The following is a 24,322-nucleotide window of genomic DNA, read 5'->3' on the forward strand; positions in this document are numbered from 1 at the left end:
GCTCGTCATGGTGTTGGGCGGGCATCGGCACTGGTCGCCGGGCTGCCGCCGAGGTGCGCGGTTTCGCGCGGGGATTTCCTCCGTATAGTGCTGCATGAAGGAGAAGGCCAATGCCCAGCGTCGGCCCATCCGCACGGAACCGGAGACCTCGCACCAGATGACGGACATACCGATCGCCGGTTATGCCATCCTTGTCGGCGAATGCCTTGGTTCCGTCACGGAGGCCGCGCAGGGAGCGAGGATCGGACGCGGATCTCGCGTCCGTATCCAGCCCGGCAGCTTCGACCCGGCCTGAGCCCGCCCGAGGAGACGATATGCGCGTTTTGGTGTTCAGACCGCTTGAGGATGCCGAGCGCAGCGCTCAGAGCCTGCGCGAGCGCGGCCAGGACCCGGTGGTGGCGCCATTGTTCGAGGTCCTGCCGAGTGGCGAGAAGCCGCCCAAGGGACCATTCGACGCACTGGTGCTGACCAGCGCCAATGCCGTGCCGGCGCTGGAAAGCCTGCCGAAGAGCTGGCGCAGCGCACTGCCAGCCTTCTGCGTCGGCCCGCGCACCGCGGAAGCAGCCGGCAAGCTCGGCTTCATCGCGCACAGCGCCAAAGGCGGGCGGGCCGAACTGCTGGCGCTGATCCTGGAGCGGCTGCCGGCTGTGCAGAAGCTGCTCTTCGTCGCCGGCCGCGACCGGCATGAGGACCTGCCGCAGCAATTGCGCGATGCCGGCCACGACGTGACGATCTGGACCGCCTATGAGGCGAAAGCAGTCGAGAGCCTGCCTGCGCATGCCGCCGAGGCGTTGCGCGATGGCTCGGCCGATGCCGCCCTGCATTATTCGCCGCGCAGCGCTGAGGTATTCGTCGCTCTCGCCGGCAAGGCCGGTCTCACCGAGCAGGCGCAGGCGCTGCCGCAGCTCACGCTTTCCGCTGCGGTTGCCGCGCCGCTGATCTCGGCCGGCGCGGACACCGTGCTCGTCGCCGAGCATCCCGAGGAAGCGGCGCTCTTCGCGGCGCTCGACCAGCTTCCCGCTCGCACTCTGCTCACCGGCGATGCTAAGGAGCCGGCAGCAATGGACGACAAGGTGGACAAGGACGAGATGGCGGCGGAGCCGAGCAGCGAACAAGGCCCGGCCGGCAAGCGCCGCAACCGTTCCGGCCGGACGCCGCCGACCATCGAACTCGCGGCGACGGAAACCGTCGAGACGCCGCCCGCAGGGGCTGCCAGCTCGGCCACGACCGCAGCCGAAGCCGAGCGCATCGAGACACAGGCCGAGGCCGTGTTGCCAACCGAGGCGCTCGCCGAGGAATTCACACCGCCACCGGTGCCCGAGCATCAGCGCCGCTTCAGCCTGCCGACCGTGGCGCTCGCCGGCCTCGCCGGCGGCGTCATCGGCGCCGGCTTGCTGCTGCTCGGTATGCGTCTTTCCGCGCCTGATGACGGCGCCCGGCTGGCCGAGCTCGCCAAGCGCATCGAGACCCTGCAGGCGCAGAGCGCCGCCCTGCCCAACCGAGCCGCACTCGAGGCCGTCGATCGCAAGGCGGCGGCCGCAGCCGAAAGTGCCGCCAGAGCGAGCAGCGAGGCGCAGGCCAATGCCACCCGGCTCGCCGAACTGGCCAAGGCTGCTCCGGCCGGGGACGCGAACCTCGCCGCTGCGTTCAGTGAGAAGCTTGACCGTGCCGACAATGCTGCCGCCGCCGCCCGCGACGCAGCCACGACGCTGAACCAGCGTCTCGCCGGTGTCGAGGCCGCGGCCAAGAGTGCCGCCCAGCCGAGCCGGCAGGCGGTGGCGGCGGCGCGCGTCGTCCTGGCCGAGCGCATCCGCGACGCGATCGGCTCCGGCCGCCCGTTCCAGGCCGATCTCGCCGCGCTCGGTGACATCCCGGCCGACCAGAAGACGGCGCTCGCCGCCGTTGCCGGCAGCGGGGCCGCGACGCGCGACAAGCTGCTGGCGCTGTTCAAGAGCCACCAAGCCCTGCTCGTGCGCGAGACCACGCCGGAGGCGAACAGCTGGGAGGACAAGCTGCTCGGCCTTGCCAGCCGCATCGTCACCATCCGCCCGGTCGGTGACTCCGGTTCCAGCGATCCCGCGACCTTGCCGATCCGGCTGGAGGGCGCGCTCGTCCAGAACGACATCGTCAAGGCTGCCGAGCTCTGGGCGCAATTGCCCGAGCCGGCGCGGCGCGGCAGCGAAGCCTTCGGCGCGGCACTGAAGCAGCGCGCAAGCGCGGAATCGACCATCAACCGTATCGCGCAGGATGCGGTCGCGGCGCTGGGCACGGCAGGCTGAGAGGATAGATCCCGATGGTTCGCGTACTGGTCTATCTCCTCGTCATCGCCGCCTTCGCCGCTGGCGCCGTCTGGCTCGCCGATCGGCCGGGCGAGGTCTCGATTCTCTGGCAGGGCTACCGCATCGAGACCAGCGTCGCGATCGCGGCGATCGGCGTCGTCGTGCTCGCCTTCCTCGCTCTGGTCGCCTGGGCGATCATGCGCTTCGTCTTCGGCCTGCCTTCGGCCTTCGGCTTCGCCTCGCGGGCACGGCGCCGGGCGCGCGGCTTCGAGGCGATCTCGCGTGGTATGGTCGCGATCGGCGCGGGCGATCCCGTCGCCGCCGGGCGCCATGCGGTCGACGCCCGCAAATTCGCCGCCAGCGAGCCGTTGACCTTGCTGCTCGAAGCGCAATCGGCGCAGCTCTCCGGCGATCGCGGCCAAGCCGAGGCCGCCTTTAAGGCGATGCTCGACAAGCCGGAGACCCGTGTACTCGGCCTGCGCGGCCTCTTCGTTGAGGCACGCCGGCGCGGCGACATGGCCGCCGCCCGCGCCTTCGCCGACGACGCCGTGCGCCGCTCGCCCTCGCTCGCCTGGGCCAATGACGCCCTGCTCGACTTCCACACCGCCGCCGGCGACTGGCAGGCGGCCCGCACAGCGGTCGAGCGCCGCGCCGCTTTGCGCCTCGCCGACAAGGGCGAGGCCAAGCGCCAGCGCGCCGTCCTGCTTGCGGCCGAAGCGCTCGACGCCAAGGACCGCGAGCCCGAAAAGGCGCTCGCCGCCGCGCTCGAAGCGGTCAAACTCGCGCCGGGCCTCACGCCCGCCGCGGCTCTGGCCGGCCGGATGCTGTCGGAGCGCGGCGACATCAAGAAGGCGGCGAAGCTGCTGGAAGCCGCGTGGAAGCAGGTCTCGCATCCCGACATCGCCAGTGCCTATCTCGACGTCCGCCCCGGCGACAGCGCCCGCGATCGCCTCGCCCGGGCGGAGACACTGACCAAGCTCAGGCCCGCCGATCCGGAAGGGGTGCTGGCGCTCGCCGGCGCCGCCATCCATGCCCAGGACTTCGCCCGCGCCCGCGCCACGCTGAAACCGCTGCTCGCCGGCGGTGCCTCGGTCCGTGCCTGCCTGCTGATGGCCGAGCTGGAGGAGGCCGAGCATGGCGCCACCGGCCGCGTGCGCGAATGGCTGGCCCGCGCCACCCGCGCCCCACGCGACGCCGCCTGGGTCGCCGACGGCCTCGTCTCCGACCAGTGGCTGCCGGTCTCGCCGATCTCGGGCCGGCTCGACGCCTTCGTCTGGACCGTGCCGCCGGCAACGCTCGGCAGCCAGGGCAGCCATCTCGACGACGACGTTCTCGCCGATCTTGACGAACCCTCGGCGCCGTTGCTCGAAGGCAAGGCCGAGGTGGCAGAGGCCGTGACGGTGCCACCAGCGGCCGGGCTCACCGCGCCTGAACCGCCGAAGCCTGAGCCCAAACCGGAGCCTAGGTCGGAACCCAAGGTCGAGGCCAAGCCGGAACCATCTGCCGCAGCGGCTCCTCCCCCGGCCGAGCCGGTCGTCGAGATCACTCCGATGACGACAAAGCCGGCGCCGCTGCAGGGCAAGCCGGCCCCGGTGGTCTTCCCGGTCGCGCACGCTCCCGACGATCCCGGTCCGGAGCAACAAGCGCCGGGCGAGGCCAAGGGTCGTTTCCGGATCTTTAGCTGACGAGCACGTGATTCGCGGTAAAAGCGCAGCGAAGAGCCGAGAATGAAGTGACAAGAAGGCGCCGACTGGAGCCTTCTTTCCCTGAGATGGTCGGGCAAGCCCGAGCATGACGCGTGATCTTTGCCTTCTGGACGCCTATAGACGGCGCATGACCGCCTCCGAGATCACCTCCTCATCCGCCACCGAACTCGTCATCACGCCCGAGCAGGCCGGTCTGCGCCTCGACAAGGCGCTCACGCTGCTCGGCGGCGAGGTCTCGCGCGCCCGCCTGCAGCAGGTGATCAAGGAAGGTGGCGTCAGCATCGACGGAATGGTCATTGCCGATGCCAGCCGCAAGGTCGTGGCCGGCCAGCGGCTTTCCCTCGTCATGCCCGAGGCCAAGCCGGCCGCGCCGGTCGGTCAGGACATCCCGCTCACCGTCGTCTTCGAGGACGAGCACCTGATCGTGATCGACAAGCCGGCCGGGCTCGTCGTCCACCCCGCCGGCGGCCATGAGGACGGCACACTGGTCAACGCCCTGATCGCCCATTGCGGCGAGAGCCTCTCCGGCATCGGCGGCGTGCGCCGGCCCGGCATCGTCCACCGCCTCGACAAGGACACCAGCGGCCTGCTCGTCGTCGCCAAGAACGACCGGGCTCATCGCGGCCTCGCCAAGCAGTTCGCCGACCACGGCCGCACCGGTCCCCTCGAACGGGCTTATCTTGCACTGGTCTGGGGTTCGCCGCGCCGGCAGACCGGCACGATCGACGCGCCGATCGAGCGCTCCAACCGCAATCGCGAGAAGATGATGGTGGTCGGCGAAGGCCGCGGCCGCGAGGCGATCACCCATATCGAATTGATCGAGCGCTACCCGCCTCTCCTGCGCGGCCATGAGGAGATCGAGGCGCTGGCGAGCCTGGTCGAGTGCCAGCTCGAGACCGGGCGCACCCACCAGATCCGCGTCCATATGAGCCATATCGGCCACCCCTTGCTCGGCGACCAGCTGTACGGCTCCGGCTTCATGACCAAGGCGAGCCGCCTGCCGGAAAACGCTCGCGCTGCGCTAGCCGATCTCGGGCGCCAGGCGCTGCATGCGCGCCTGCTCGGCTTCGAGCATCCGGTCACCGGCGAGGAATTGCGCTTCGAGTCGGAACCTCCAGCCGACTTTGCACGTTTGCAAGCAGAACTCTCGATCCTGTGACCGATTTTTGCTGCGTTGCCCACTTTCCGCCACCCTCGCATCGTCTATACTGCGTTGCGAAAGCGGATGGCTAAAGGGGCGCCGCTGGGTGCCGGTAGCGGACGACAGGGCGAAGGTCGTCGTCAACGCACCGCACCGGAGATCCTGCCCGATGGAACATCGGGTGGTTGGCTCGCCGCAGAGCGGGAGCCGGAAAGGAGTACGAGCATGGCGACTGCGTCGTTGCCCGTCATGTCCGCGGAGGGCGGACTTTCACGTTATCTGGACGAGATCCGTCGGTTCCCGATGCTGGAACCGAACGAGGAATTCATGCTGGCCAAGAGCTGGCGCGAGCATGGCGACCGCGACGCGGCCCATAAGCTCGTGACGTCGCATTTGCGCCTCGTCGCCAAGATCGCCATGGGCTATCGCGGCTACGGCCTGCCGATGGGCGAAGTCGTGTCAGAAGGCAATGTCGGCCTGATGCAGGCGGTCAAGCGCTTCGAGCCCGACAAGGGCTTCCGGCTTGCGACCTATGCGATGTGGTGGATCAAGGCTTCGATCCAGGAATATATCCTGCGCTCCTGGTCGCTGGTGAAGATGGGTACCACTGCCAACCAGAAGAAGCTGTTCTTCAACCTGCGCAAGGCCAAGAGCAAGATCTCGGCGCTCGGCGACGGCGATCTCAAGCCCGACCAGGTCAAGAGCATTGCGACCAAGCTCGGCGTCAACGAGCAGGACGTGATCGACATGAACCGTCGCCTCGGCGGCGACGCGTCGCTCAACACGCCGCTGCGCGAGGATGGCGAGGGCGAATGGCAGGACTGGCTCGTCGACGACAGCGACAGCCAGGAGAATCGTCTCGCCGCTTCCGAGGAGAGCGACAACCGCCATCTGGCGCTGCGCGAGGCGCTCGGCGTGCTCAATGATCGCGAGCGCCGCATCTTCGAGGCGCGCCGCCTCGCCGAGGACCCGATCACCCTGGAGGAGCTCTCCGAGGAGTTCGGCGTCTCGCGCGAGCGTGTCCGCCAGATCGAGGTCCGCGCCTTCGAGAAGGTGCAGGAGGCGGTCAAGAAGGCGCTGGTGAAGATCGAGGCGCCGCGGGCGGCTTTGCCCGCGGCCTGATCAATACAATGGCGGCAAAGGCTGCAAGGGCAGCCTGAGCGGCCCAAGGAAGACCCTGCCCTCGCGCAGGACCAGCGGCGGCAGCGGCGTAAGCCCTGCCGCCGTATTGCTTTGCCCGCCATCGCTGCGCCCGCCGAGCAGCGCACCGAGCCCGGCAGTCAGGCCGCCGACGTTGATGCCGGCGATGCGGTCGACACCGGCGACCGCAGCCGCGACCTTGCCGGCCGGCCGGTGCGCCTCGTCGAGCGTCACCTGGCCGCTCGCCTCCAGCCTCGTCGGGCCCTTGGTCATGACGAGCTTGGTCACATCCAAGATGCCGCCGGCTATGCGCCAGGCTTCGAGCGCATCGGGGTTGAAACCGCGCCGGAAGGACAAAGCGCGCGACAGGCTGGCCTGCAGATCGAGATCGGCAAGCTGGCCGTTGCCGACCAGCACCTCCAGAGCCGGCAGCACGCCGCCTTTGGCGTTGACCGCGAGATCGACGGTGCCGTCACTGGCGAAGCGCTGCGGATTGGGCCGCAGATGCGCCTCGGCTGCAGCCGCACGCCAGGTCTCGGCAGCGGCCTGCCCCGGCTCGGTGACGGTCAGGACCGGCTCGCCCAGCACCAGCGAGAAGCGCTCGAAAGCGAGCCCGCTGAGATGCAGGCTCGCGGCCAGCCCCTTCCAGTCGAGCGCCGCTTTGCGCCCTTGCGGCAGGTTGGCCAGCATCGGGCCGGTCATCTGCAGGATGATGTGGCCGGGAGTCCAGACCTGCGCGACCGCAACCGCCGGCCCGGCATCGACCTTGACCTCGTCGCCCCAGCGCGAGGAGGTCAGCGTCAGGCTGGCGCAGCGCACCTCGATGCGGAACGGGTAGCCGCCGACATTGCGGTCGCGGCAGGTCCAGTTGCGCCCGGCCCGCACCTCGCGGGCGATGCCGGCATCGAGCTCCTGGTCGACCTTGCTGCGCGCGAAGCCCCAGATGCTGGACCAGCCGGCGGCGAGCAGCGCCAGCAGCACAAAGGGCGCGTAGAGCCAGAAGCGGCCATGCCGGCGCACGGGCGTGGTATCGGACATGCGCAGGCGCTCCATTGCGAAATTCTCGGCAGGTTGATAGCGACCTGGGCCGCAACGCGCCAGCGCTGGCGAGGATTATCCGCCAACAGGTCGCGCGTGCCTCTCTGGCGAGGCAAGCGGGCTAAATTGTGAGGAAACGGATGACGGCGCCGCTTCCGCCGGAAGATCTCTGGGTGTTCGGCTACGGTTCGCTGATCTGGCGTCCCGGCTTTGCCTTCGTCGAGCGCGCCGGCGCGCGCCTGCACGGCTATCATCGCGCGCTCTGCATTTATTCGCATGTTCATCGCGGCACGCCCGAAGTGCCGGGGCTGGTGCTTGGCCTCGATCGCGGCGGCATCTGCCGCGGCGTCGCCTTCCGCGTCGCGGCCGAGCAGGCCGAGGAGACGATCGACTATCTGCGGGCCCGCGAGCAGGCGACCGCGGTCTATCTCGAACGGCGGCTGGCGCTGCGACTCGACGACGGTCGCCGGCTCACCGCGCTCACCTACATCGCCGACCGCAACCACGAGCAATATGCCGGCCGCCTGCCTGAGGAAGCCGTGCTGGCGTTAGTCCGGCAAGGCAAGGGCGTCTCGGGCGAGAATCCGGATTATGTCCGGCGCACCCATGAGCACCTGCACGAGATGGGCATCCACGACCCGCTGCTGGCGCACCTCGTCGCGGAGCTCGACAGGACGAGCGGACCGGCGGCCGGCTGAGCGCTCACGCTAGAACCACCGCCGTCTGTCCGGGGCAGGCCGCGGGCCTGAGCCCGGAATCGATGAACACTGCCGCTCCTCGTCATGGTCGGGCTTGTCCCGACCATTCACGTCTTCCTCTCGGCAAGCGGTGTTCAAGACATGGCTGCTCGCCACAAGGGCGAGCATGACGAGTTGGCTAAGCGTCGTGGTCTTGGACTCCTGTGCCCTTCGCTCCGCGAAGTCGCGGAATGACGGCGCCGCTCACGCCTCCGGCATCAGGTCGCAGAGCGCGGCGCGGCGGCCGGCGCTGTCTTCCGCCAAAAGATGGACATGAATCTCGCTGGCGCCGGCCATGGCGACGGCGTCGCGCCAGCGCGTCAACGCTGCATCGATGCCGAACGGCCCGCTGTCGCGCGCCGCGACGATCTTGCGATCCGGCGACACCGCCAGCAGTACCGCGTCGGTAAAGCCGAGCGCATGCCCGTCCTGAATGGCGAAGACCGAGGCGACATAGCGCCGGCCCGAACGACCGCGCCAGGCGGTGAAGCGGCGCTCGGCGAGCTGGGCCGTCGCGCGTAGCGGCATCTCGCGCACCTGTCCCGGCAGACCGGCAGCATCGTCGAACAGCGGCGCGGCGCGCTCTGCCTTGGCAGGCTGCAACGCCTCCAGCAGATTGAGCTGGCGCGGCATCTTGTCGGGCGACCGGTTGCGGTCGATTGGGAAACGGGCACGGGCCAAAGCAGCCATATCGTTCCTCCTTTGTTCTAGAACAAAATCGGAACAGCGCGATCCATTGTCAAGGCCGATCAGGCACTGGGCCGCGCCTCCTGACGTATACTGACAGGAGGAGGCACGCCGAGCCGGTCAAGTTCGGCAAGGCCGTCGGCCAGGAGCCGGTTGCTGGCGGTCTCAATCTGCTCCTGCAGCAGAGCGTGGAACGCCACCTTGTCCATGCCGGGCGGAATCGCCGGCATGATCTCGACGCGGATCGTGCCCGGGCGCTTGATCAGGCTGCGGCGCGGCCAGAACAGCCCGGCATTGAGCGCGACGGGCACGCAGGGAACGCCGAGCTCGGCATAGAGATGGGTGACGCCGTATTTGTAGGCCGGTTCGGCGCCGGCCGGCCGGCGCGTGCCCTCCGGGAAGATCATCAGCTGGCGGCCGTTCTGGCCGAGCTCGACCTTGGCGCGCCTTGTCACCCCCTGCAGCGCCCGGCTGCGGGCGCCGCGATCGACAGGGATCATTCTGAGCTTGATCAGGCACCAGCCGAAGAAGGGCAGCCAGGTCAATTCGCGCTTGAGGATGTAGACGGGATTGCGGAACACCGTCACCAGCGCGAAGGTCTCCCAGGTCGACTGGTGCTTGGCCGCCATGATGATCCCGCCGGGCGGAATGTTCTCGGTGCCCTTGATCTCGTAACGTGTGCCGACGATCACCCGCATCAGCCAGAGCGAGCTCTGCGCCCAGCCCAGGGCGACCATCAGCAGGAAGCGCGGCGGCAGCACCATCGTCACCATGGCCGCGACCAGCCACAAGGCGAGGTTCAGGTAGAAGGCGGTGTTGAACAGGAGCGAGCGGATCAGCAGCATGATCCGCAAGAACCCCGGCTGCCAAAGCGCGTCAAGAGCCCTTCGAGTAGGTCAGGCTCCGCGCGCCTGCGTCGCCGCGCGCGAGCGCTTCTCGTGCTCGGGACCGATCTGATCGCTCGGCTTCGGCGAGATCGGCTTGCGCCCGCCGATGATCACCGAGAGTCTCGACGTCTCAGGGTCCGTTTCCAGTTGGCTGCGCGCGGCAGCTACCAAGTATTTGAGGTATTCGGGCACCAGAAGTCGGAGCGTGTGCCAGTCGCGCCACCAGCCGGCGACGTCGACCTGGTCGGTCACCACGGGATGCGGCACGAAGCGCACCTCGGGCATCGCATGCCGGAGTTCGAGCAGCGTGCGCGGCATGTGGTAGTTCGACGTCACCACCAGCAGCGAGCGGAAATCATGACGGCGGACCCAGCGCCGCGTCTCGATGGCGTTGCCGATGGTGTTGCGGGCGCGATAGTCGAGGTCGACGCAGCAGGCGAGCGCCTCGCGCGCCGTCGGGTTGAGCTTGGCCAATTCCTCCCGGCCGGTCTTCTCGTTGACGCCGCTGATCAGGAGACGGCTTCCGCGCTCGGCGTTGAGCAGGCTGACGGCATCGCCGATGCGCTGCGCCCCGCCGGTGACGACGACGATGGCGTCGGTCCGCGGCGCCCCTCCGGCTTCGGTCCGAGACAAGCCGGTGGCAAACCAGACATAGCCGGCGGCGACGACGAAGCAGCCGAACAGGCAGGACCAGACAAGGAAGCGGCGAAACCAGCGGCGCCGCGGAGAAGCGAGCGTCGTCATCGGTCTCGGGGCAGCCGGGCTGTCCTCAACACAGGGGAAATGACCTTGGCGGGTTCCAAGCAGCACCATGAGATCGGGTAACTAACCGCCCAATCGGGCACAATGACGGCACTCTCACAACTCCGCCGCGCAGCGAGTCAGCCCATTGCCCTGAGATAATGGCGCACCGTCAGCCGCGAGACGAGTCCCGCGATCGCCGCGACCACCGCCGCGACCAGGATGACGACGCCATAGCCGGACCAGCCGATTTCGAAGGCTCCGAACAGCGCCTGCAACTGGTCGGCTTCCGGTGTCGCGCTCCAGGCCGAGGAAAGGAAGCCGAGCAGCGCGATCGCAACGATCGCCGCGAGCCCGCCGGCCGCGCCGCCGCGCAGGCCGAGCGCGACGAACCGCGTCTGGAACTCGCGCGCGATGAACTCGTCGGTCGCGCCGACGAAATGCAGCACCTCGACTGAATCGCGGCTGCCGGCCATGGCGCCGCGCGTCGCGAAGGCGACGGCGAGCCCGGCCGCCACCAGCACCAGCAGCACCACCGCGACGCCGGCGAGGATGATCGTGCTCGCCATGGTCGAGAGGCGGCGCACCCAGAGCCGGTGGTCGTCGAGCGTCGCGCTCGGCACCTCGCGCCGCAATGTCTGGCTGAAGGCGACGAGATCGTTGGCGGAGGTCGAGGACAGCCGCAGCACGATCAATCGCGGGATCGGCAGTTCGACGAGATCGAGCCCAGCGCCGAGCCAGGGTTCGAGCAGCTTGTCCGATTCGGCCCGCGGCATCGGCCTGACATCGGCGACGCTCGGCACGGCGCGGGCGAGCTCGACCGCGCGGGCGATGTCCTGCTCGATGTTGCGGCGCGGATCGGGCCGGACCTGGATCGTCATCTCGTTGGCGACCGCGCCGCGCCACTGCTCCGAGGCGCGGGCGGCGAGCAGCGCCGCCCCGGCGCTCAGTGCCGCCAGGAAGGTCAGGATGGCGATGACGACGACGAGCGCGCGCCCGGCGACGGAGTCGACCGGCACGAGCGGCTGGTCGCGGCGCAGGCTCGCCGGCAGGCGCGAGCCGCCGCGTGGCCGCTCATCCTCGGCCTCCTCCAGGTCGAGATGGTCAGGCGTCGACATGCAGATGCCCATCCGCCAGCACGAGGCGCGGCGCGTCATAAAGTTCCATCAGCGCAATGTCGTGGGTCGCGATCACCACCGCGGTCCCGAGCGACTGCAATTCCATGAACAGGCGGAGCAGGCGGCGCCCGAGACCGGGGTCGACATTGCCGGTCGGCTCGTCGGCAAGCAGCAATTGCGGCCGGCTGATCAGTGCGCGCGCAATCGCGGCGCGCTGCTTCTCGCCGCCGGAGAGGACGGCGGGCACCGCGTGCATGCGCTCGCCAAGGCCGACCCAGCGCAGCAGCTCCACCACCTCGGCGCGATAGCTCGCCTCGTCCTTGCCGAGGACGCGCAATGGCAGCGCGACATTCTCATAGACCGTCAGGTGGTCGAGCAGACGGAAATCCTGGAAAACGACGCCCATGCGTCGCCGGAAATCGGTCAGCGTGGCGGCTTCGAGGCGCGACACGTCCTGGCCGAACAGGTTGACCAGCCCGCGCGTCGGCTTGAGCGCCATCAGGATCAGCCGGATCAGCGTGGTCTTGCCCGCGCCCGACGGCCCGGTCAGGTACTGGAAGGAGCGCGGCGCGATGCTGAAGTTGATGTCCTTCAGCACCTCCGGTCCCATCCCGTACCGCAAGCCGACATTCTCGAACCGAACCAACGCTGTTCCTCTCGCTGAACTTTCCGAATCGTAGCGGACGGGCGCCGAGCCGACACGACCTTACACCGAGACCAAGCCCCGGCAGGAAGGGCCGGCAGGTTTTCCTCAGCCCTGCTCGGTTCAGGCTTTACGTGACGTTAACCATAAATCGACCCTATGGGAGGCGGAGCAGCTGACCGCACCCGCTTGCGCTTGCGCGCAGCGGTGGGAGGATCAGGCTCCGGACCGACATCCTGCGGGGATGCAGCGCGGAGCGAGCATTTTTAAGGCCATGCAGATCGTCTGCCCCAACTGCGCCAGCCGGTATGAGATCGCCGAGGCCAAGATCGGGGCCGGCGGTCGCAAGGTGCGCTGCGCCAGCTGCCAGACCACCTGGCAGATTCAGGCGCCGCGAGAGGTGCAGCCGACCGAAGAGGTCCTGCAATCCGATCTCGATGCCGCGATGCCGGATCTTCCTGGCGCTCCCAGCCCCGAGGAGACCGCCGCGGAGTTGGCCGAAGAGCTGCGCCGAGCCGCCGAGATCGACGCCGACATCTCGGCGCTCGCATCGGAGCGGGCCGAGCCGGCGCAGCTGGATGCAACGCCGCCATCACGGCTTTCGAAGCGGAAGCGCAACTGGCCGGGCGTCGGCAAGCCGGCTGGGAGCCTGCGATCCGCGGCTGCCGGCCTCTTCGTCGTCGCCGGGCTCGCCGCGCTCGGGCTTGGGCTCTGGCAGCGCGAGCGCGTCGTTCGGGTGATGCCGCAATTCGCCGGCCTCTTTGCGAGCATCGGCTTGCCGGTGAATGTGCGCGGACTCGCCTTCAGTGCCGTCGAGAGCGAGCTGGTCCAGGATCCGCAGGGGCGTTTCCTTGTGGTTTCCGGCGACGTCACCAACATCGCCAAGAGCACGACGAAGGTGCCGCCGATTACCGTGATGGTGCAAGGCGAGGACGGCAAGGTGCTCTACAGCTGGACGACGGAGCCGCCGCGCCCGTCGCTTGAGCCTGCGGAGCTGGTGCATTTCCGCGCTCGCCTCGCTTCGCCGCCGCAGGATGGCCGCTCGGTCCAGTTGCGTTTCGGCGGGGGCAGCCCCGACGGCATAGCCAGCCTCTACTGATTTCCCACACCCCTGAAGGCCGGCCGCTTCAATTGTCGGCACATGAACGCTATGATTCAGGCCTGAAGAGTTTAGCCCGCGATCACGGGGCTGCGCGGGCACGGGCCCGCGCCGAAAGGAACGGTCGTCGATGTCCCAGCCCCAGCGTATCCGCGTTCTCTACGACGAGGCGGCGATCGCCACGCGCAATGCCGAAATGGCCGCCGAGATCGCCACCACCGCCGGCGAAAACCTGCTCGTCGTCGCGGTGCTGAAGGGTAGCTTCATGTTCGTCGCCGACCTGATCCGCGCCATGCATCGCGCCGGCATGTCCCCGCAGGTCGAATTTGTCCATCTCTCGAGCTATCGCGCCGCCACTGTGTCCTCCGGCCAGGTCGAGATCCTGCGGGACGTGCAGAGCGACGTCCATGGCCGGCACGTCCTGCTCGTCGACGACATCCTCGAATCCGGCCGTACGCTCGCCTTCGCCAAGGACCTGCTGGCCGCGCGTGGCGCCGCCCGCGTCTCCACCGCCGTGTTGCTGGAGAAACCGGGCAAGCGCGCCGTCAACATCAAGGCCGATTATGTCGGCTTCGAATGCCCGGACTTCTTCGTCGTCGGTTACGGCATGGACGTCGCCCATTCCTATCGCCAACTGCCCTATGTCGGCGTGATCGAGACCGCCGACCAGGCCGGTCTGCCGGGGATCTGAGGATATGTCGCGCATTCTCGTGGTCGATGACGAGGAAAGCCTGCGCTCGCTGGTCGCGCGCGGCCTCGCCATGGACGGGCATGACTGCCTGACAGCCGGCGACGGCGCTGAGGCGCTCGACATCCTGATGGCCGAGCAGGGCCATTTCGACCTGCTGCTCACCGATATCCGCATGCCCTTGATGGACGGGATTGCATTGGCGCTCGCGGCCAAGCAGCACTTCCCCGACCTCACCATCATGCTGATGACCGGCTATGCCGAGCAGCGCGAACGGGCCAAGAGCCTGGAGACGATCGTCTCGGAGGTGATGACCAAGCCCTTCACCATCGCTGAATTGCGCGAGACGGTGCTGCGGGTGATCGAGCGCTCGATCGGCTGAGCGATCGCGAGGCTAGCGATTCAGCCACCAGATCGAAGCGTTGAGCAGGCTCGCGAACGAGACCCAGGCGAGATAGGGCACGAACAGTGCCACGGACAGCCTGTCACCGAGCGTTGCAAAGCGCCGCATCGTCCAGATCATCGCCGCCAGCAGCAGCGCGATCACGGCGAGCCCGCCTGCCGGGCTGTTCAGGCCGAAGAACACGCAGGACCAGAGCATGTTGAGCGCGAGCTGGACGTGATAGACGAGCAGCGTTTGCGCTCTGCCTGCGGTTCCGGTCGGCAGCCGCCAGATGCGGAAGGCGGCCAGCGCCATCAGCGCAAACAGCGTCGTCCAGACCGGCGCGAACAGCCAGTTCGGCGGGTTGAAGGGCGGCTTGGCGAGGCCGGCATACCAGCCTGGAATCTGCGGCACGGTCACGGCACTGCCGATCAGCGATGCCGCCACCACCGGCAGGATTGCGAGGGCCGCAGCAAGCCACACATTCGGCTGACGGCCGGTGCTGTCTGTCGCTATGCTCATGCGGCGAGGATGGAGCTTCCCTGCGCGCCACACAAGACGCGCCTCTTGCAGCGCAGCAATTCAGGTGAGATGAATCGTCTCACATAGTAGAAATCGGATCGACCATGACCAAGCGCCCACTGCACCCTCGTTCGCTCGCCGCCCAGGCAATGGGCAAGATCGACCCGCTGACCAAGGCGGTGGTGCCGCCGATCCACGTCTCCACCACCTATATCCGCGACGAGGACAACGCCTATTCCTCCGGCTTCATCTATGGCCGCCCGGACAATGAGACGGTGCACGAGGCGCAGGCCGTGCTCGCCATGCTGGAGGAGGCCAAGGCCGGCGCCCTGCTGTTCGGCTCCGGCATGGCTGCGGCGACCGCCGTGTTCCAGGCGCTCTCGCCGGGCGATCATGTCGTCGCCTCCAAGGTGATGTATTGGGCGCTGCGCGCCTGGCTGCTGACCGAGGCGACGCGCTGGGGCCTGAAGATCGACTTCGTCGAGACCGACGACCTCGCCAAGCTGAAGGAAGCGGTAAAGCCCGGCGTCACCAAGCTGGTTTGGGCCGAGACGCCGTCCAACCCGCTCTGGACCATCACCGATATCGCCGCCGCTGCCGAGATCGCTCATGTGGCCGGCGCGAAGCTCGCGGTCGATTCGACCTGCGCCTCGCCGGTGCACACGCGCCCGCTGACGCTGGGCGCCGACATCGTCATGCATGCCGCGACCAAGGTGCTGAACGGCCATTCCGACGTCGTCGCCGGGGCGCTCTGCGCCCGCGAGGACGATGAGTTCTGGAACTGGGTCAAGACCATTCGCAAGGGACAGGGCGGTATCCTCGGCCCGTTCGAGGCCTATCTCCTGATGCGCGGCATGCGCACGCTCCATGTCCGGCAGGAGCGCCAGTCGGCCTCGGCCATGGCGCTGGCGCAAAAGCTGTCGTCCCATCCGCTGGTCTCGCGCGTGCTCTATCCCGGCCTGCCGCAACATCCCGGCCATGACATCGCCGCCAGGCAGATGGAGGGCGGCTTCGGCTTCATGCTCTCGATTCAGGTCACTGGCGGCGAGGCTGCGGCGGTTGCGACAGCAGCTCATGTCGAGCTGTACAAGAGGGCCACCTCGCTCGGCGGCGTCGAAAGCCTGATCGAGCACCGCGCCTCGATCGAGGGCGCCGGCTCGCCTTGCCCGCCCGACCTGCTGCGCCTCTCGACCGGCATCGAGGATATCGAGGACCTCTACGCCGATCTTGATCTGGCGCTGAAGGCCGGGCATCGCTGAGACCAAGGCACGAGGCTATCCCCGCGCTGCCATTCCGGCCTCCCGTTTCGCCGTGGCGGGATGGATCGCCGGCCTGTCATGGGCCGCTGCGATCATCGCCATCCTCGCCAAAAGTCTGTGACACCAAAGTGCGAGCCCGCGGCGCTTGTCGGGCCGGGCTTGCTGCCTATGATGCGACGAACTCGAACAAGGCCGGTCGGATCGTCGTGGCGCGTTGCCGCGAGCCGACAGAACCGGTCCCGACGACGGCCCAAGTCTGGGGAGACGCCTGTTATGACCGAGATGATCTACGACGTGCCAGCGTCCTGGGCCAAGAAGGCCTGGCTGAACGACGCCAAGTACAAGAAGATGTATTCGGCCTCGATCAAGGACCCGGACAAGTTCTGGGGCGAGCACGGCAAGCGGATCGATTGGTTCAAGCCCTACAGCAAAGTCCGGAACGTCAGCTACAAGCCGGGCAAGGTCTCGATCAAATGGTTCGAGGACGGCACCACCAATGTCGCTTTCAACTGCATCGACCGGCACCTTGCGACGCGGGCCAAGCAGACGGCGATCATCTGGGAGGGCGATGATCCCAGCGAGTCGAAGAAGATCAGCTACGGCCAGCTCTATACCGAGGTCTGCAAGTTCGCGAACGTGCTGAAGGCCAAGGGCGTCAAGAAGGGCGACCGGGTCACGATCTACCTGCCGATGATCCCGGAAGCGGCCTATGCGATGCTGGCCTGCGCCCGGATCGGGGCGATGCATTCGGTCGTGTTCGGCGGCTTCTCGCCGGATTCGCTGGCGAGCCGCATCGAGGATTCCGACTCAAAGGTCGTGATCACCGCCGATGAAAGCCTGCGCGGCGGCCGCTCCGTGCCGCTCAAGAAGAATGTCGATGCCGCCGACGACAAGGTGAAGGGCGGCATCGGCACGGTGATCGTGGTCAAGCGCACCGGCGGCAACGTCACCATGCAGGATGGCCGTGACGTCTGGTACCATGACGAGGCCGCGAAGGTCTCGGGGCATTGCCCACCGGTCGAGGTCAAGGCCGAGGATCCGCTGTTCCTGCTCTACACCTCGGGCTCGACCGGCAAGCCGAAAGGCGTGCTGCACACCAGCGGCGGCTATCTCGTCTACGCGGCGATGACGCATCAATACGTCTTCGACTACCATGACGGCGACATCTACTGGTGCACCGCCGATGTCGGCTGGGTCACCGGCCACAGCTACATCCTCTACGGGCCGCTCGCCAACGGCGCCACGACGCTGATGTTCGAGGGTATCCCGACCTATCCGACGATCTCGCGCTTCTGGGACGTGGTCGACAAGCACAAGGTCAACATCTTCTATACCGCCCCGACCGCGATCCGCTCGCTGATGGGCGCCGGCGAGGAGCCGGTGAAGAAGACCAAGCGCAAATCGCTGCGCCTGCTCGGCTCGGTCGGCGAGCCGATCAACCCGGAAGCCTGGGAATGGTATCACCGCGTCGTCGGCGAGCGCCGCTGCCCGATCGTCGACACCTGGTGGCAGACCGAGACCGGCGGCATCCTGATCACGCCGCTGCCGGGCGCGACGAAGCTCAAGCCCGGCTCGGCGACACGGCCCTTCTTCGGCGTCAAGCCCGAGCTGGTCGATGCCGAAGGCAAGGTGTTGGAGGGCGCGGCCGAGGGCAACCTCGTCATCGCCGAGAGCTGGCCCGGCCAGATGCGCACGGTCTATGGCGACCACAAGCGCTTCGAGGAGACCTATTTCGCCACCTATCCGAACAAGTACTTCACCGGCGACGGCTGCCGGCGCGACGCCGACGGCTATTACTGGATCACCGGCCGCGTCGACGACGTGATCAACGTCTCCGGCCACCGGATGGGCACAGCCGAGGTCGAATCGGCGCTGGTGGCGCATCCCAAGGTCTCGGAAGCGGCCGTGGTCGGCTACCCCCACGACATCAAGGGGCAGGGCATCTACGCCTATGTCACGCTGATGGCCGGCGAGAAGCCCTCGGCCGACCTGAAGAAGGAGCTGGTCTCCTATGTCCGCAACGAGATCGGCCCGATCGCCTCTCCGGACCTGATCCAGTTCGCGCCCGGCCTGCCCAAGACCCGCTCCGGCAAGATCATGCGCCGCATCCTGCGCAAGATCGCCGAGGACGAGTATGGCGCGCTCGGCGATACCTCGACGCTCGCCGATCCGGCCGTCGTCGACGATCTGATCGCCAACCGACAGAACAAGCGAAAGGCGGGCTGAGGCTCGCGCGGCCTCAGGCTGCCCTGACCCGATCGGCCACGACCTGACCGGCGAGCCTGTGCTCGCCGGCGACGCCGACCCGGTTCCGGCCCTCGGCCTTGGCCATGTAGAGCGCCTGATCGGCTGCTTCGATCAATGTCTTCCAGCCAGGGCCATCGCGTCGGCCGGTCGCGACGCCGAAGCTGGCAGTGACGAGCACTTCGGTGCCGTCGTCGAGCGCGATCGCCTGCTCGGCGATCGCCGCGCGCAGCGTTTCCGCGATCCGCGCCAGCGTGCGCAGGGAGGTGCTCGGCAGGACAATGGCGAACTCCTCGCCGCCATAGCGCATGACGAGGTCGTTCTTGCGAACCATTTCCACCACCAGCCCCGCCGTGGCCCGCAGGACCTGATCGCCGGCGATGTGGCCATAGGTGTCGTTGATCAGCTTGAAGCGATCGATATCCATCAGGATCAGGCCGGTTTCGACGGGCAGGTCGGCGAAGCCGGAGTCGTCCTGGCCGAGACGATCGAACGTGCGGCGGTTCAGCAGGCCGGTCAGCGCATCGGTTTCGGCCTGCACCTTTAGGCGCTCGGTGAGGCGCAGGCGCTCGCGCAGCTTGAGGCGCAGCGATTCAAGGGCCGCGAACAGCTCATGAATCTCGCCGCCATGCCTGCTGACGCGCGTCGGCTGGTCGAGATTGCGTTCCTCGGCGAGTGCCACGATGTGGTTGCGGGCCTGCAGCAGCGGGCGGAAGATGCGCCGGCGCGCCAGCACGAGCAGCAGCAGATTGGTGAGGACGATCAGAACGGTGAAGGCCACGACGAGCTGAAGCCAATGGACGCTGTTCGCCCGGGTGGCCCGTGCATGCGCCAGCATATCGTCGAGGAAGCCGTCACGCAGGCGTTCCAGCGGTGCCATCGTCGGAACGTACTGCAATGTCATCTGTTCGGTGGTGACAGAATAGTGGCCCGTCTTTCCCTCGGCGCTCAGCCGCGCGATGAGATCGAGCCCGTCGCGGAAGTAGCGGATTCTCGCCTCGCCGACGGCGGCGACCAGCTCGGGCGCGTCGGCGTGCAGGGCAAGCTGGTGTTCCAGCGATTGCCAGATCTGCAGGACGCGCCCATGGGTCAGGATGAGCTCGTCGTAAGCCGTCGCGGAGAGCGGCTGGCGCGCAGCGATCGAGGGGGCGAGGAAGGAGCCCATCCGGCCGGCATATTCGCGCAGGTCGCCGAGCATCTGCCCGGCCAAAGCGTGCCCGGCGAGTGTGCGGTCGTGCTCGATCAGCTCGGCCATGGCGCCGGTCACCACCGGCCGCATCGTCTCGACAACGTCGAACATGCCGGTGATGACGCTGCGGATCTCGGTGGTGTCGCGCTCGGCCAGTGGCCGTGCGCTCAGCTGATCCGCTGCGCGTCTTGCGGCGGCGAGGCTGGCGCGGACGTTGTCTAGCTTGTCGCGATCGACGAGACGCCGGGTGATCTCATCACCGTCATCGGGTGTAATCTCGGCCAGGGCCTGATCGCTCACTGTGCGGAATTCGGCGAGCTTGCGCGCGGCAGGGCCGTCCGCCGCCGACTCCTCGCCGAGCACGCTGTTCATCGGGCCGCGCTCGGCGGAGAGCCGGTTCGCTGCTGTCAACACTTTCCTGTAGAGCGTCAGCGCCTCGAGATTGCGGCTGGCACGGGCATAATCGCTGCCGAGAATGGTGATCAGGCCGAGCGCCAGTGCAAGCGAGAGCGCGAGCAGGACCATGCAACCCAGAACAAGCTTGGTATCGAGGCTGGCGCCCGAGTGCGGGCGAATGGCGGCTGGCAATTCGAAACGATTACTCAAAGCTAATGCACGCTTCCGACAGGCAAGTTGCCGTTGCGTGAGCTATCGAAGCTGGCGATTGAGATTCAGTTAACTCATTGCCGCCAAAAGCCGGCTTCAGCCTTCGCCGGGTTTGCGGCGACCCTTCCGGCCGAGCTTCCTGCCATAGAGTTCGAGCTTGTGGCGGACGATCTCGTAGCCAAGTTCGGCCGCGATCTTCGCCTGGAGCGCCTCGATTTCGGGCGAGGAGAATTCGACGACCTGGCCGGTCTCGACATCGATCAGATGGTCATGGTGCTGCTGGTCGGCGTGCTCGTAGCGCGAGACGCCGTCCTCGAAGGCATGGCGCTCAATCGCGCCCTGTGTCTCCAGCAGTTTCATCGTGCGATAGACGGTCGAAAGCGACAGCGTCGGGTCGTGCAAGAAGGCGCGCGTGAAGATGCCCTTCGCATCGGGATGGTCATCGGCCTCGGCCAGGACCCGCAGGATCAGCCGGCGCTGCTGCGTCATCCGCAGGCCCGCCTTGCGGAGCTGGTGCTCGAATTCCGTTACGCGCTGGTCGATTCCTTTCATGCACGAGAGTTAGCAACCCTGAGAGGCATTTGCAAAAATGGCTTGTCGCAATTCGTTTGCAATTGCGTTGACAAATGCAAGTAGGTTGCAATAGCGTTCCATTGTTCCCAGTCCTGCTATCGGAGAGACCATGTTCACGCGCCGCCGTTTCCTTGGCTTTGCCGCCGCCACGACGCTCGCGTTCGGCCTCGCCGCGTCCGCTGGGGGGGCTCTGGCACAGGCTGCGCCGGGCAAGCCGCTGCGTGTCGTCACCACCTTCACGGTGATACAGGACATCGCCCAGAACGTCGCCGGCACAGCCGCGATCGTCGAGTCGATCACCAAGCCGGGCGCTGAGATCCACGATTACCAGCCGACGCCGCTCGATGTGGTGAAGGCGCAATCGGCCGATCTCGTGCTCTGGAACGGCATGAACCTCGAGCGCTGGTTCGAGAAGTTCTTCGACAATGTGAAGAACGTCCGAAGCGCGGTGGTGACGGACGGCATCGCGCCGATGGGCATCAAGGACGGACCCTATGAGGGCAAGCCCAACCCGCATGCCTGGATGTCCACGGCAAGCGCGCTGATCTATGTCGAGAACATCCGCAAGGCGCTGGCCGAGGCCGATCCGGCCAATGCCGCGACCTATGCCAAGAACGCTGCCGACTATTCCGCGCAGATCAAAGCGATAGACGCGCCCCTGCGCGCCCGCCTCGACAAGGTGCCGGCCGAGAAGCGCTGGCTCGTTTCCAGCGAGGGCGCCTTCAGCTACCTCGCCCGCGACTATGGCTGGCGCGAAGCCTATCTCTGGCCGATCAACGCCGACGAACAGGGCACGCCGCAGCAGGTGCGCCGCCTGATCGACCTCGTCCGCAAGAACAAGATCCCGGCCGTATTCAGCGAGAGCACGATCTCGGACAAGGCCGCCAAGCAGGTCGCGCGCGAGACCGGGGCAAAGTACGGCGGCGTGCTCTATGTCGACTCGCTCTCCGATGCGCGCGGCGTGGTGCCGACCTATCTCAAGCTGCTGGAAGTCACCGTCGACACGATCGCGAAAGGGTTCGGCCAGTGAACCGACAGGCCGCAGACATACGCCCGAGGCAGGGGCCGACGCCGTCGATCGTGGTCAGCGGCGTCACCGTCCGCTACGCCAATGGCGTCACCGCGGTCAACAATGCCTCCTTCGCGCTCGGCCCCGGCACGATTTGTGCGCTGGTCGGCGTCAACGGCTCCGGCAAGTCGACGATCTTCAAGACGCTGATGGGCTTCCTGAAACCGGCGCAGGGGCTGGTCAGCATCGCCGGCATGGAGGTGCGCCAGGCGCTGAAGCGCGGGCTCGTCGCCTATGTGCCGCAGGCGGAGGAAGTCGACTGGACCTTCCCGGTGCTGGTCGACGACGTCGTGATGATGGGGCGCTATGGCCATATGGGCTTCATGCGCCTGCCGCGAAAGGCGGATCGCGAGGCGGCCGAGCAGGCGCTCGAACGCGTCAACATGCTGGAGTTCCGCCGCCGCCAGATCGGCGAGCTCTCCGGCGGCCAGCGCAAACGCGTTTTCCTCGCCCGCGCCCTGGCGCAGGGCGGGCAGGTGATCCTGCTCGACGAGCCCTTCACCGGCGTCGACGTCAAGACCGAGGACCAGATCGTCCAGCTGATGCGGGAGCTGCGGGCCGAAGGCCGGCTGATGCTGGTCTCGACCCATAATCTCGGCTCGATCCCGGATTTCTGCGACCAGGTCGTGATCGTCAACAAGACCGTGCTCGCCGCCGGACCGACAGAGACGACCTTCACCCAGGACAATCTGCAGCGGGCCTTCGGCGGCGCGCTCCGGCATTTCCGCCTGGAGGGCGCGAGCCTGCATGCCGACGCCGACCAGCGCCGCGTCACCGTGATCACCGACGACGAGCGCCCGCTGGTCTTCTATGGCGACCGCGACCAGGAGAAGCCCGCCGCCGGCAGGAAGGACGGGCAACCGTGATGGAACTCTTGCTCGAACCCTTCGGCTATCAGTACATGGTCAAGGCGATCTGGGTCTCGGCTCTGGTCGGCGGCGTCTGTGCCTTCCTGTCCTGTTATCTGATGCTGAAGGGCTGGTCGCTGATGGGCGACGCGCTGGCGCATGCGATCGTGCCCGGCGTCGCGCTCGCCTATCTCCTCAAGGTTCCCTATGCCGCCGGCGCCTTTTTCTCCGGCCTGCTGGCGGCCCTCGCCATGGCGCTGGTCAGGGTGCGCACGCAATTGCGCGAGGATGCCGTGATCGGCATCGTCTTCACCACATTCTTTGCCGTCGGGCTGATGATCGTCTCGATCAACCCGACCTCGGTCAACGTCCAGTCGATCGTGCTCGGCAACATCCTCGGCATTTCCGACGAGGACGTGATCCAGGTCGCGATCATCGCGTTTGTGTCGCTCGCCATCCTGTTGCTGCGCTGGAAGGATCTGATGCTGGTCTTCTTCGACGAGAACCAGGCGCGCGCCGTCGGCCTCTCGCCGACGCGGCTGAAGATCCTCTTCTTCGTGTTGCTCTCGGCCTGCACCGTCGCGGCGCTGCAGACGGTCGGCGCCTGCCTCGTCATCGCCATGGTGGTGACCCCCGGCGCGACGGCCTATCTCCTGACCGACCGTTTCGGCCGGCTGATCGCAATCGCGGTGACGATGGGCGTCGTGACCTCGGCGGTTGGCGCCTATGCCAGCTACTTCCTCGACGGCTCGACCGGCGGCCTCATCGTCGTGTTCCAGACGCTCCTCTTCCTCGCCGCCTTCCTGTTCGCGCCCAAGCATGGCCGCCTCGGGGCGCGCCGCGCCGCCAGCGTCGGAGGCCCGGCATGAGCCTGATCCAACCCTGGCTGCTCGCGCCCTTCGCGCACGAGTTCATGCTGCGCGGCCTTGCGGTCGCGGTGATGGTCGGGCTTGTCTGCGCCGTGCTGTCCTGTTTCCTCGTGCTGAAGGGCTGGTCGCTGATGGGCGATGCGGTCTCGCATGCGGTGCTGCCCGGCATCGTGCTGGCCCATATCGCTAGCCTGCCGCTCGCCATCGGTGCCTTCGCGGCGGGCCTCGCCTGCGCCTTCGGCATCGGCTACCTCAAGGAGAACAGCCGGGTGAAGGAGGACACGGTGATGGGCATCGTCTTCTCCGGCATGTTCGCACTCGGCCTCGTGCTGTTCGTCAAGGTCGACAGCGACCAGCACCTCATGCACATCCTGTTCGGCAACATGCTCGGCGTGACCTGGGGCGACATCGCCGAGACGGCGCTGATCGCTTTGCCGGTCGCCGGCTTCATGCTCGTCAAACGACGCGACTTCCTGCTGCACGCCTTCGATCCGGCGCATGCGCGGGCGATCGGCCTGCCGGTGAGGGCGCTGCATTTCGGCCTGCTCGCCATGCTGGCGCTGACCATCGTCGCCGCGCTGAAGGCGGTCGGCATCATCCTCGTCGTGGCGATGCTGATAGCGCCCGGTGCGATCGGCTACCTGACCACGCGCCGCTTTGACCTGATGCTGCTGGCTGCGGTTGCGGCGGCGGTGACGTCGAGCGTTCTTGGCACGATCGTGAGCTTCCATCTCGATGTCGCGACTGGGCCCTGCATCGTCGTGGTGCAGGCGATGCTCTTCCTGGCCGCGCTGACGCGCAGCCTCCTGAGGACGCGGAGGCTGTCCGCGGTGCGGCCAGCCTGAGCCCTGCCGCGA

At 67.4% G+C, this 24,322-nt stretch carries 23 protein-coding genes; 14 read left to right on the plus strand and 9 right to left on the minus strand.

Annotated features, from left to right (window positions below; translation table 11 throughout):
• The first annotated feature begins 314 nt into the window (after positions 1-314).
• The 4 genes from ACFPOB_RS17385 (at position 315) to rpoH (ending at position 6,248) form a co-directional block, all read left to right on the plus strand.
• Positions 315-2,279, plus strand: a complete 1,965-nt coding sequence (locus ACFPOB_RS17385; protein ID WP_377799667.1) for a uroporphyrinogen-III synthase — start codon at positions 315-317, stop codon at positions 2,277-2,279.
• Between the two features lie 14 nt (positions 2,280-2,293).
• Positions 2,294-3,964, plus strand: coding sequence for a heme biosynthesis protein HemY (locus tag ACFPOB_RS17390; RefSeq protein ID WP_377799668.1), 1,671 nt, complete (start codon positions 2,294-2,296; stop codon positions 3,962-3,964).
• 148 nt (positions 3,965-4,112) lie between these two features.
• On the plus strand, positions 4,113-5,144 hold the full coding sequence (locus ACFPOB_RS17395) for an RluA family pseudouridine synthase (protein WP_377799669.1): 1,032 nt from the start codon (positions 4,113-4,115) through the stop codon (positions 5,142-5,144).
• A 207-nt stretch (positions 5,145-5,351) separates the two neighbouring features.
• Positions 5,352-6,248 carry an RNA polymerase sigma factor RpoH gene (gene rpoH, locus ACFPOB_RS17400; protein ID WP_092156884.1) on the plus strand — a complete coding sequence of 299 codons (897 nt, stop codon included), beginning with the start codon at positions 5,352-5,354 and terminating at the stop codon, positions 6,246-6,248.
• Here rpoH and ACFPOB_RS17405 read toward each other — a convergent pair whose 3' ends face one another.
• Positions 6,249-7,304 (minus strand): DUF2125 domain-containing protein, encoded by a 1,056-nt coding sequence (locus ACFPOB_RS17405; protein ID WP_377799670.1) that lies wholly within the window; start codon positions 7,302-7,304, stop codon positions 6,249-6,251.
• Positions 7,305-7,444: 140 nt separating this feature from the next.
• On the opposite strand from ACFPOB_RS17405, the gene ACFPOB_RS17410 reads away from it, so the two are divergent.
• A complete protein-coding gene (locus tag ACFPOB_RS17410) occupies positions 7,445-8,002 on the plus strand; it encodes a gamma-glutamylcyclotransferase (protein WP_377799671.1) in 558 nt (185 codons plus the stop codon).
• A gap of 243 nt (positions 8,003-8,245) precedes the next feature.
• On the opposite strand, the gene ACFPOB_RS17415 is transcribed toward ACFPOB_RS17410, so the two are convergent.
• The 5 genes from ACFPOB_RS17415 to ACFPOB_RS17435 all read right to left on the minus strand — a co-directional run bounded on the left by ACFPOB_RS17415 (position 8,246) and on the right by ACFPOB_RS17435 (position 12,084).
• Positions 8,246-8,731 (minus strand): hypothetical protein, encoded by a 486-nt coding sequence (locus ACFPOB_RS17415; RefSeq protein WP_377799672.1) that lies wholly within the window; start codon positions 8,729-8,731, stop codon positions 8,246-8,248.
• A gap of 59 nt (positions 8,732-8,790) precedes the next feature.
• On the minus strand, positions 8,791-9,573 hold the full coding sequence (locus ACFPOB_RS17420; protein ID WP_377799673.1) for a lysophospholipid acyltransferase family protein: 783 nt from the start codon (positions 9,571-9,573) through the stop codon (positions 8,791-8,793).
• 51 nt (positions 9,574-9,624) lie between these two features.
• A complete protein-coding gene (locus ACFPOB_RS17425) occupies positions 9,625-10,359 on the minus strand; it encodes a YdcF family protein (RefSeq protein ID WP_377799674.1) in 735 nt (244 codons plus the stop codon).
• A gap of 137 nt (positions 10,360-10,496) precedes the next feature.
• Positions 10,497-11,474, minus strand: a complete 978-nt coding sequence (locus ACFPOB_RS17430; RefSeq protein WP_377799675.1) for a cell division protein FtsX — start codon at positions 11,472-11,474, stop codon at positions 10,497-10,499.
• A complete protein-coding gene (locus ACFPOB_RS17435; protein WP_244543337.1) occupies positions 11,461-12,084 on the minus strand; it encodes a cell division ATP-binding protein FtsE in 624 nt (207 codons plus the stop codon). Before ACFPOB_RS17435 ends, ACFPOB_RS17430 begins: the two co-directional genes overlap by 14 nt.
• Before the next feature lie 307 nt (positions 12,085-12,391).
• Between ACFPOB_RS17435 and ACFPOB_RS17440 the strand changes: the two genes are divergently transcribed.
• From ACFPOB_RS17440 to ACFPOB_RS17450, 3 genes are all read left to right on the plus strand, one after another.
• Positions 12,392-13,216, plus strand: coding sequence for a zinc-ribbon domain-containing protein (locus tag ACFPOB_RS17440; protein WP_377799676.1), 825 nt, complete (start codon positions 12,392-12,394; stop codon positions 13,214-13,216).
• Between the two features lie 130 nt (positions 13,217-13,346).
• Complete coding sequence (hpt, locus tag ACFPOB_RS17445; RefSeq protein WP_377799677.1) at positions 13,347-13,907, plus strand: hypoxanthine phosphoribosyltransferase; 561 nt, start codon at positions 13,347-13,349, stop codon at positions 13,905-13,907.
• Between the two features lie 4 nt (positions 13,908-13,911).
• A complete protein-coding gene (locus tag ACFPOB_RS17450) occupies positions 13,912-14,286 on the plus strand; it encodes a response regulator (RefSeq protein ID WP_091836358.1) in 375 nt (124 codons plus the stop codon).
• A 12-nt stretch (positions 14,287-14,298) separates the two neighbouring features.
• On the opposite strand, the gene ACFPOB_RS17455 is transcribed toward ACFPOB_RS17450, so the two are convergent.
• A complete protein-coding gene (locus tag ACFPOB_RS17455; protein ID WP_377799678.1) occupies positions 14,299-14,808 on the minus strand; it encodes a TspO/MBR family protein in 510 nt (169 codons plus the stop codon).
• A gap of 104 nt (positions 14,809-14,912) precedes the next feature.
• Between ACFPOB_RS17455 and ACFPOB_RS17460 the strand changes: the two genes are divergently transcribed.
• Together ACFPOB_RS17460 and acs are read left to right on the plus strand one after the other, a co-directional pair.
• Positions 14,913-16,067 (plus strand): trans-sulfuration enzyme family protein, encoded by a 1,155-nt coding sequence (locus ACFPOB_RS17460; RefSeq protein WP_377799679.1) that lies wholly within the window; start codon positions 14,913-14,915, stop codon positions 16,065-16,067.
• A 273-nt stretch (positions 16,068-16,340) separates the two neighbouring features.
• Positions 16,341-18,293 (plus strand): acetate--CoA ligase, encoded by a 1,953-nt coding sequence (gene acs, locus ACFPOB_RS17465; protein ID WP_377799680.1) that lies wholly within the window; start codon positions 16,341-16,343, stop codon positions 18,291-18,293.
• A 13-nt stretch (positions 18,294-18,306) separates the two neighbouring features.
• Here acs and ACFPOB_RS17470 read toward each other — a convergent pair whose 3' ends face one another.
• Positions 18,307-20,106: a GGDEF domain-containing protein gene (locus ACFPOB_RS17470; RefSeq protein WP_377799681.1), complete on the minus strand. Its 1,800-nt coding sequence runs from the start codon at positions 20,104-20,106 to the stop codon at positions 18,307-18,309.
• Positions 20,107-20,202: 96 nt separating this feature from the next.
• Positions 20,203-20,658: a Fur family transcriptional regulator gene (locus ACFPOB_RS17475; RefSeq protein ID WP_091836320.1), complete on the minus strand. Its 456-nt coding sequence runs from the start codon at positions 20,656-20,658 to the stop codon at positions 20,203-20,205.
• Positions 20,659-20,788: 130 nt separating this feature from the next.
• Between ACFPOB_RS17475 and ACFPOB_RS17480 the strand changes: the two genes are divergently transcribed.
• Genes ACFPOB_RS17480 through ACFPOB_RS17495 form a run of 4 tightly spaced genes read left to right on the plus strand, consistent with a single transcriptional unit; the run spans position 20,789 to position 24,310 of the window.
• The gene (locus ACFPOB_RS17480) at positions 20,789-21,709 is read left to right on the plus strand and encodes a metal ABC transporter substrate-binding protein (protein WP_377799682.1); all 921 of its coding nucleotides are present in this window, start codon (positions 20,789-20,791) and stop codon (positions 21,707-21,709) included.
• Positions 21,706-22,614: a manganese/iron ABC transporter ATP-binding protein gene (locus ACFPOB_RS17485; RefSeq protein ID WP_377799683.1), complete on the plus strand. Its 909-nt coding sequence runs from the start codon at positions 21,706-21,708 to the stop codon at positions 22,612-22,614. Before ACFPOB_RS17480 ends, ACFPOB_RS17485 begins: the two co-directional genes overlap by 4 nt.
• Positions 22,614-23,465: a metal ABC transporter permease gene (locus tag ACFPOB_RS17490; RefSeq protein WP_377799684.1), complete on the plus strand. Its 852-nt coding sequence runs from the start codon at positions 22,614-22,616 to the stop codon at positions 23,463-23,465. The genes ACFPOB_RS17485 and ACFPOB_RS17490 overlap by 1 nt, the downstream gene beginning before the upstream one ends.
• Positions 23,462-24,310, plus strand: a complete 849-nt coding sequence (locus ACFPOB_RS17495; protein WP_377799685.1) for a metal ABC transporter permease — start codon at positions 23,462-23,464, stop codon at positions 24,308-24,310. The genes ACFPOB_RS17490 and ACFPOB_RS17495 overlap by 4 nt, the downstream gene beginning before the upstream one ends.
• Positions 24,311-24,322: the final 12 nt, after the last annotated feature.

It is taken from the genome of Allobosea eneae, assembly GCF_042657265.1.
Lineage (GTDB): Bacteria > Pseudomonadota > Alphaproteobacteria > Rhizobiales > Beijerinckiaceae > Allobosea > Allobosea eneae.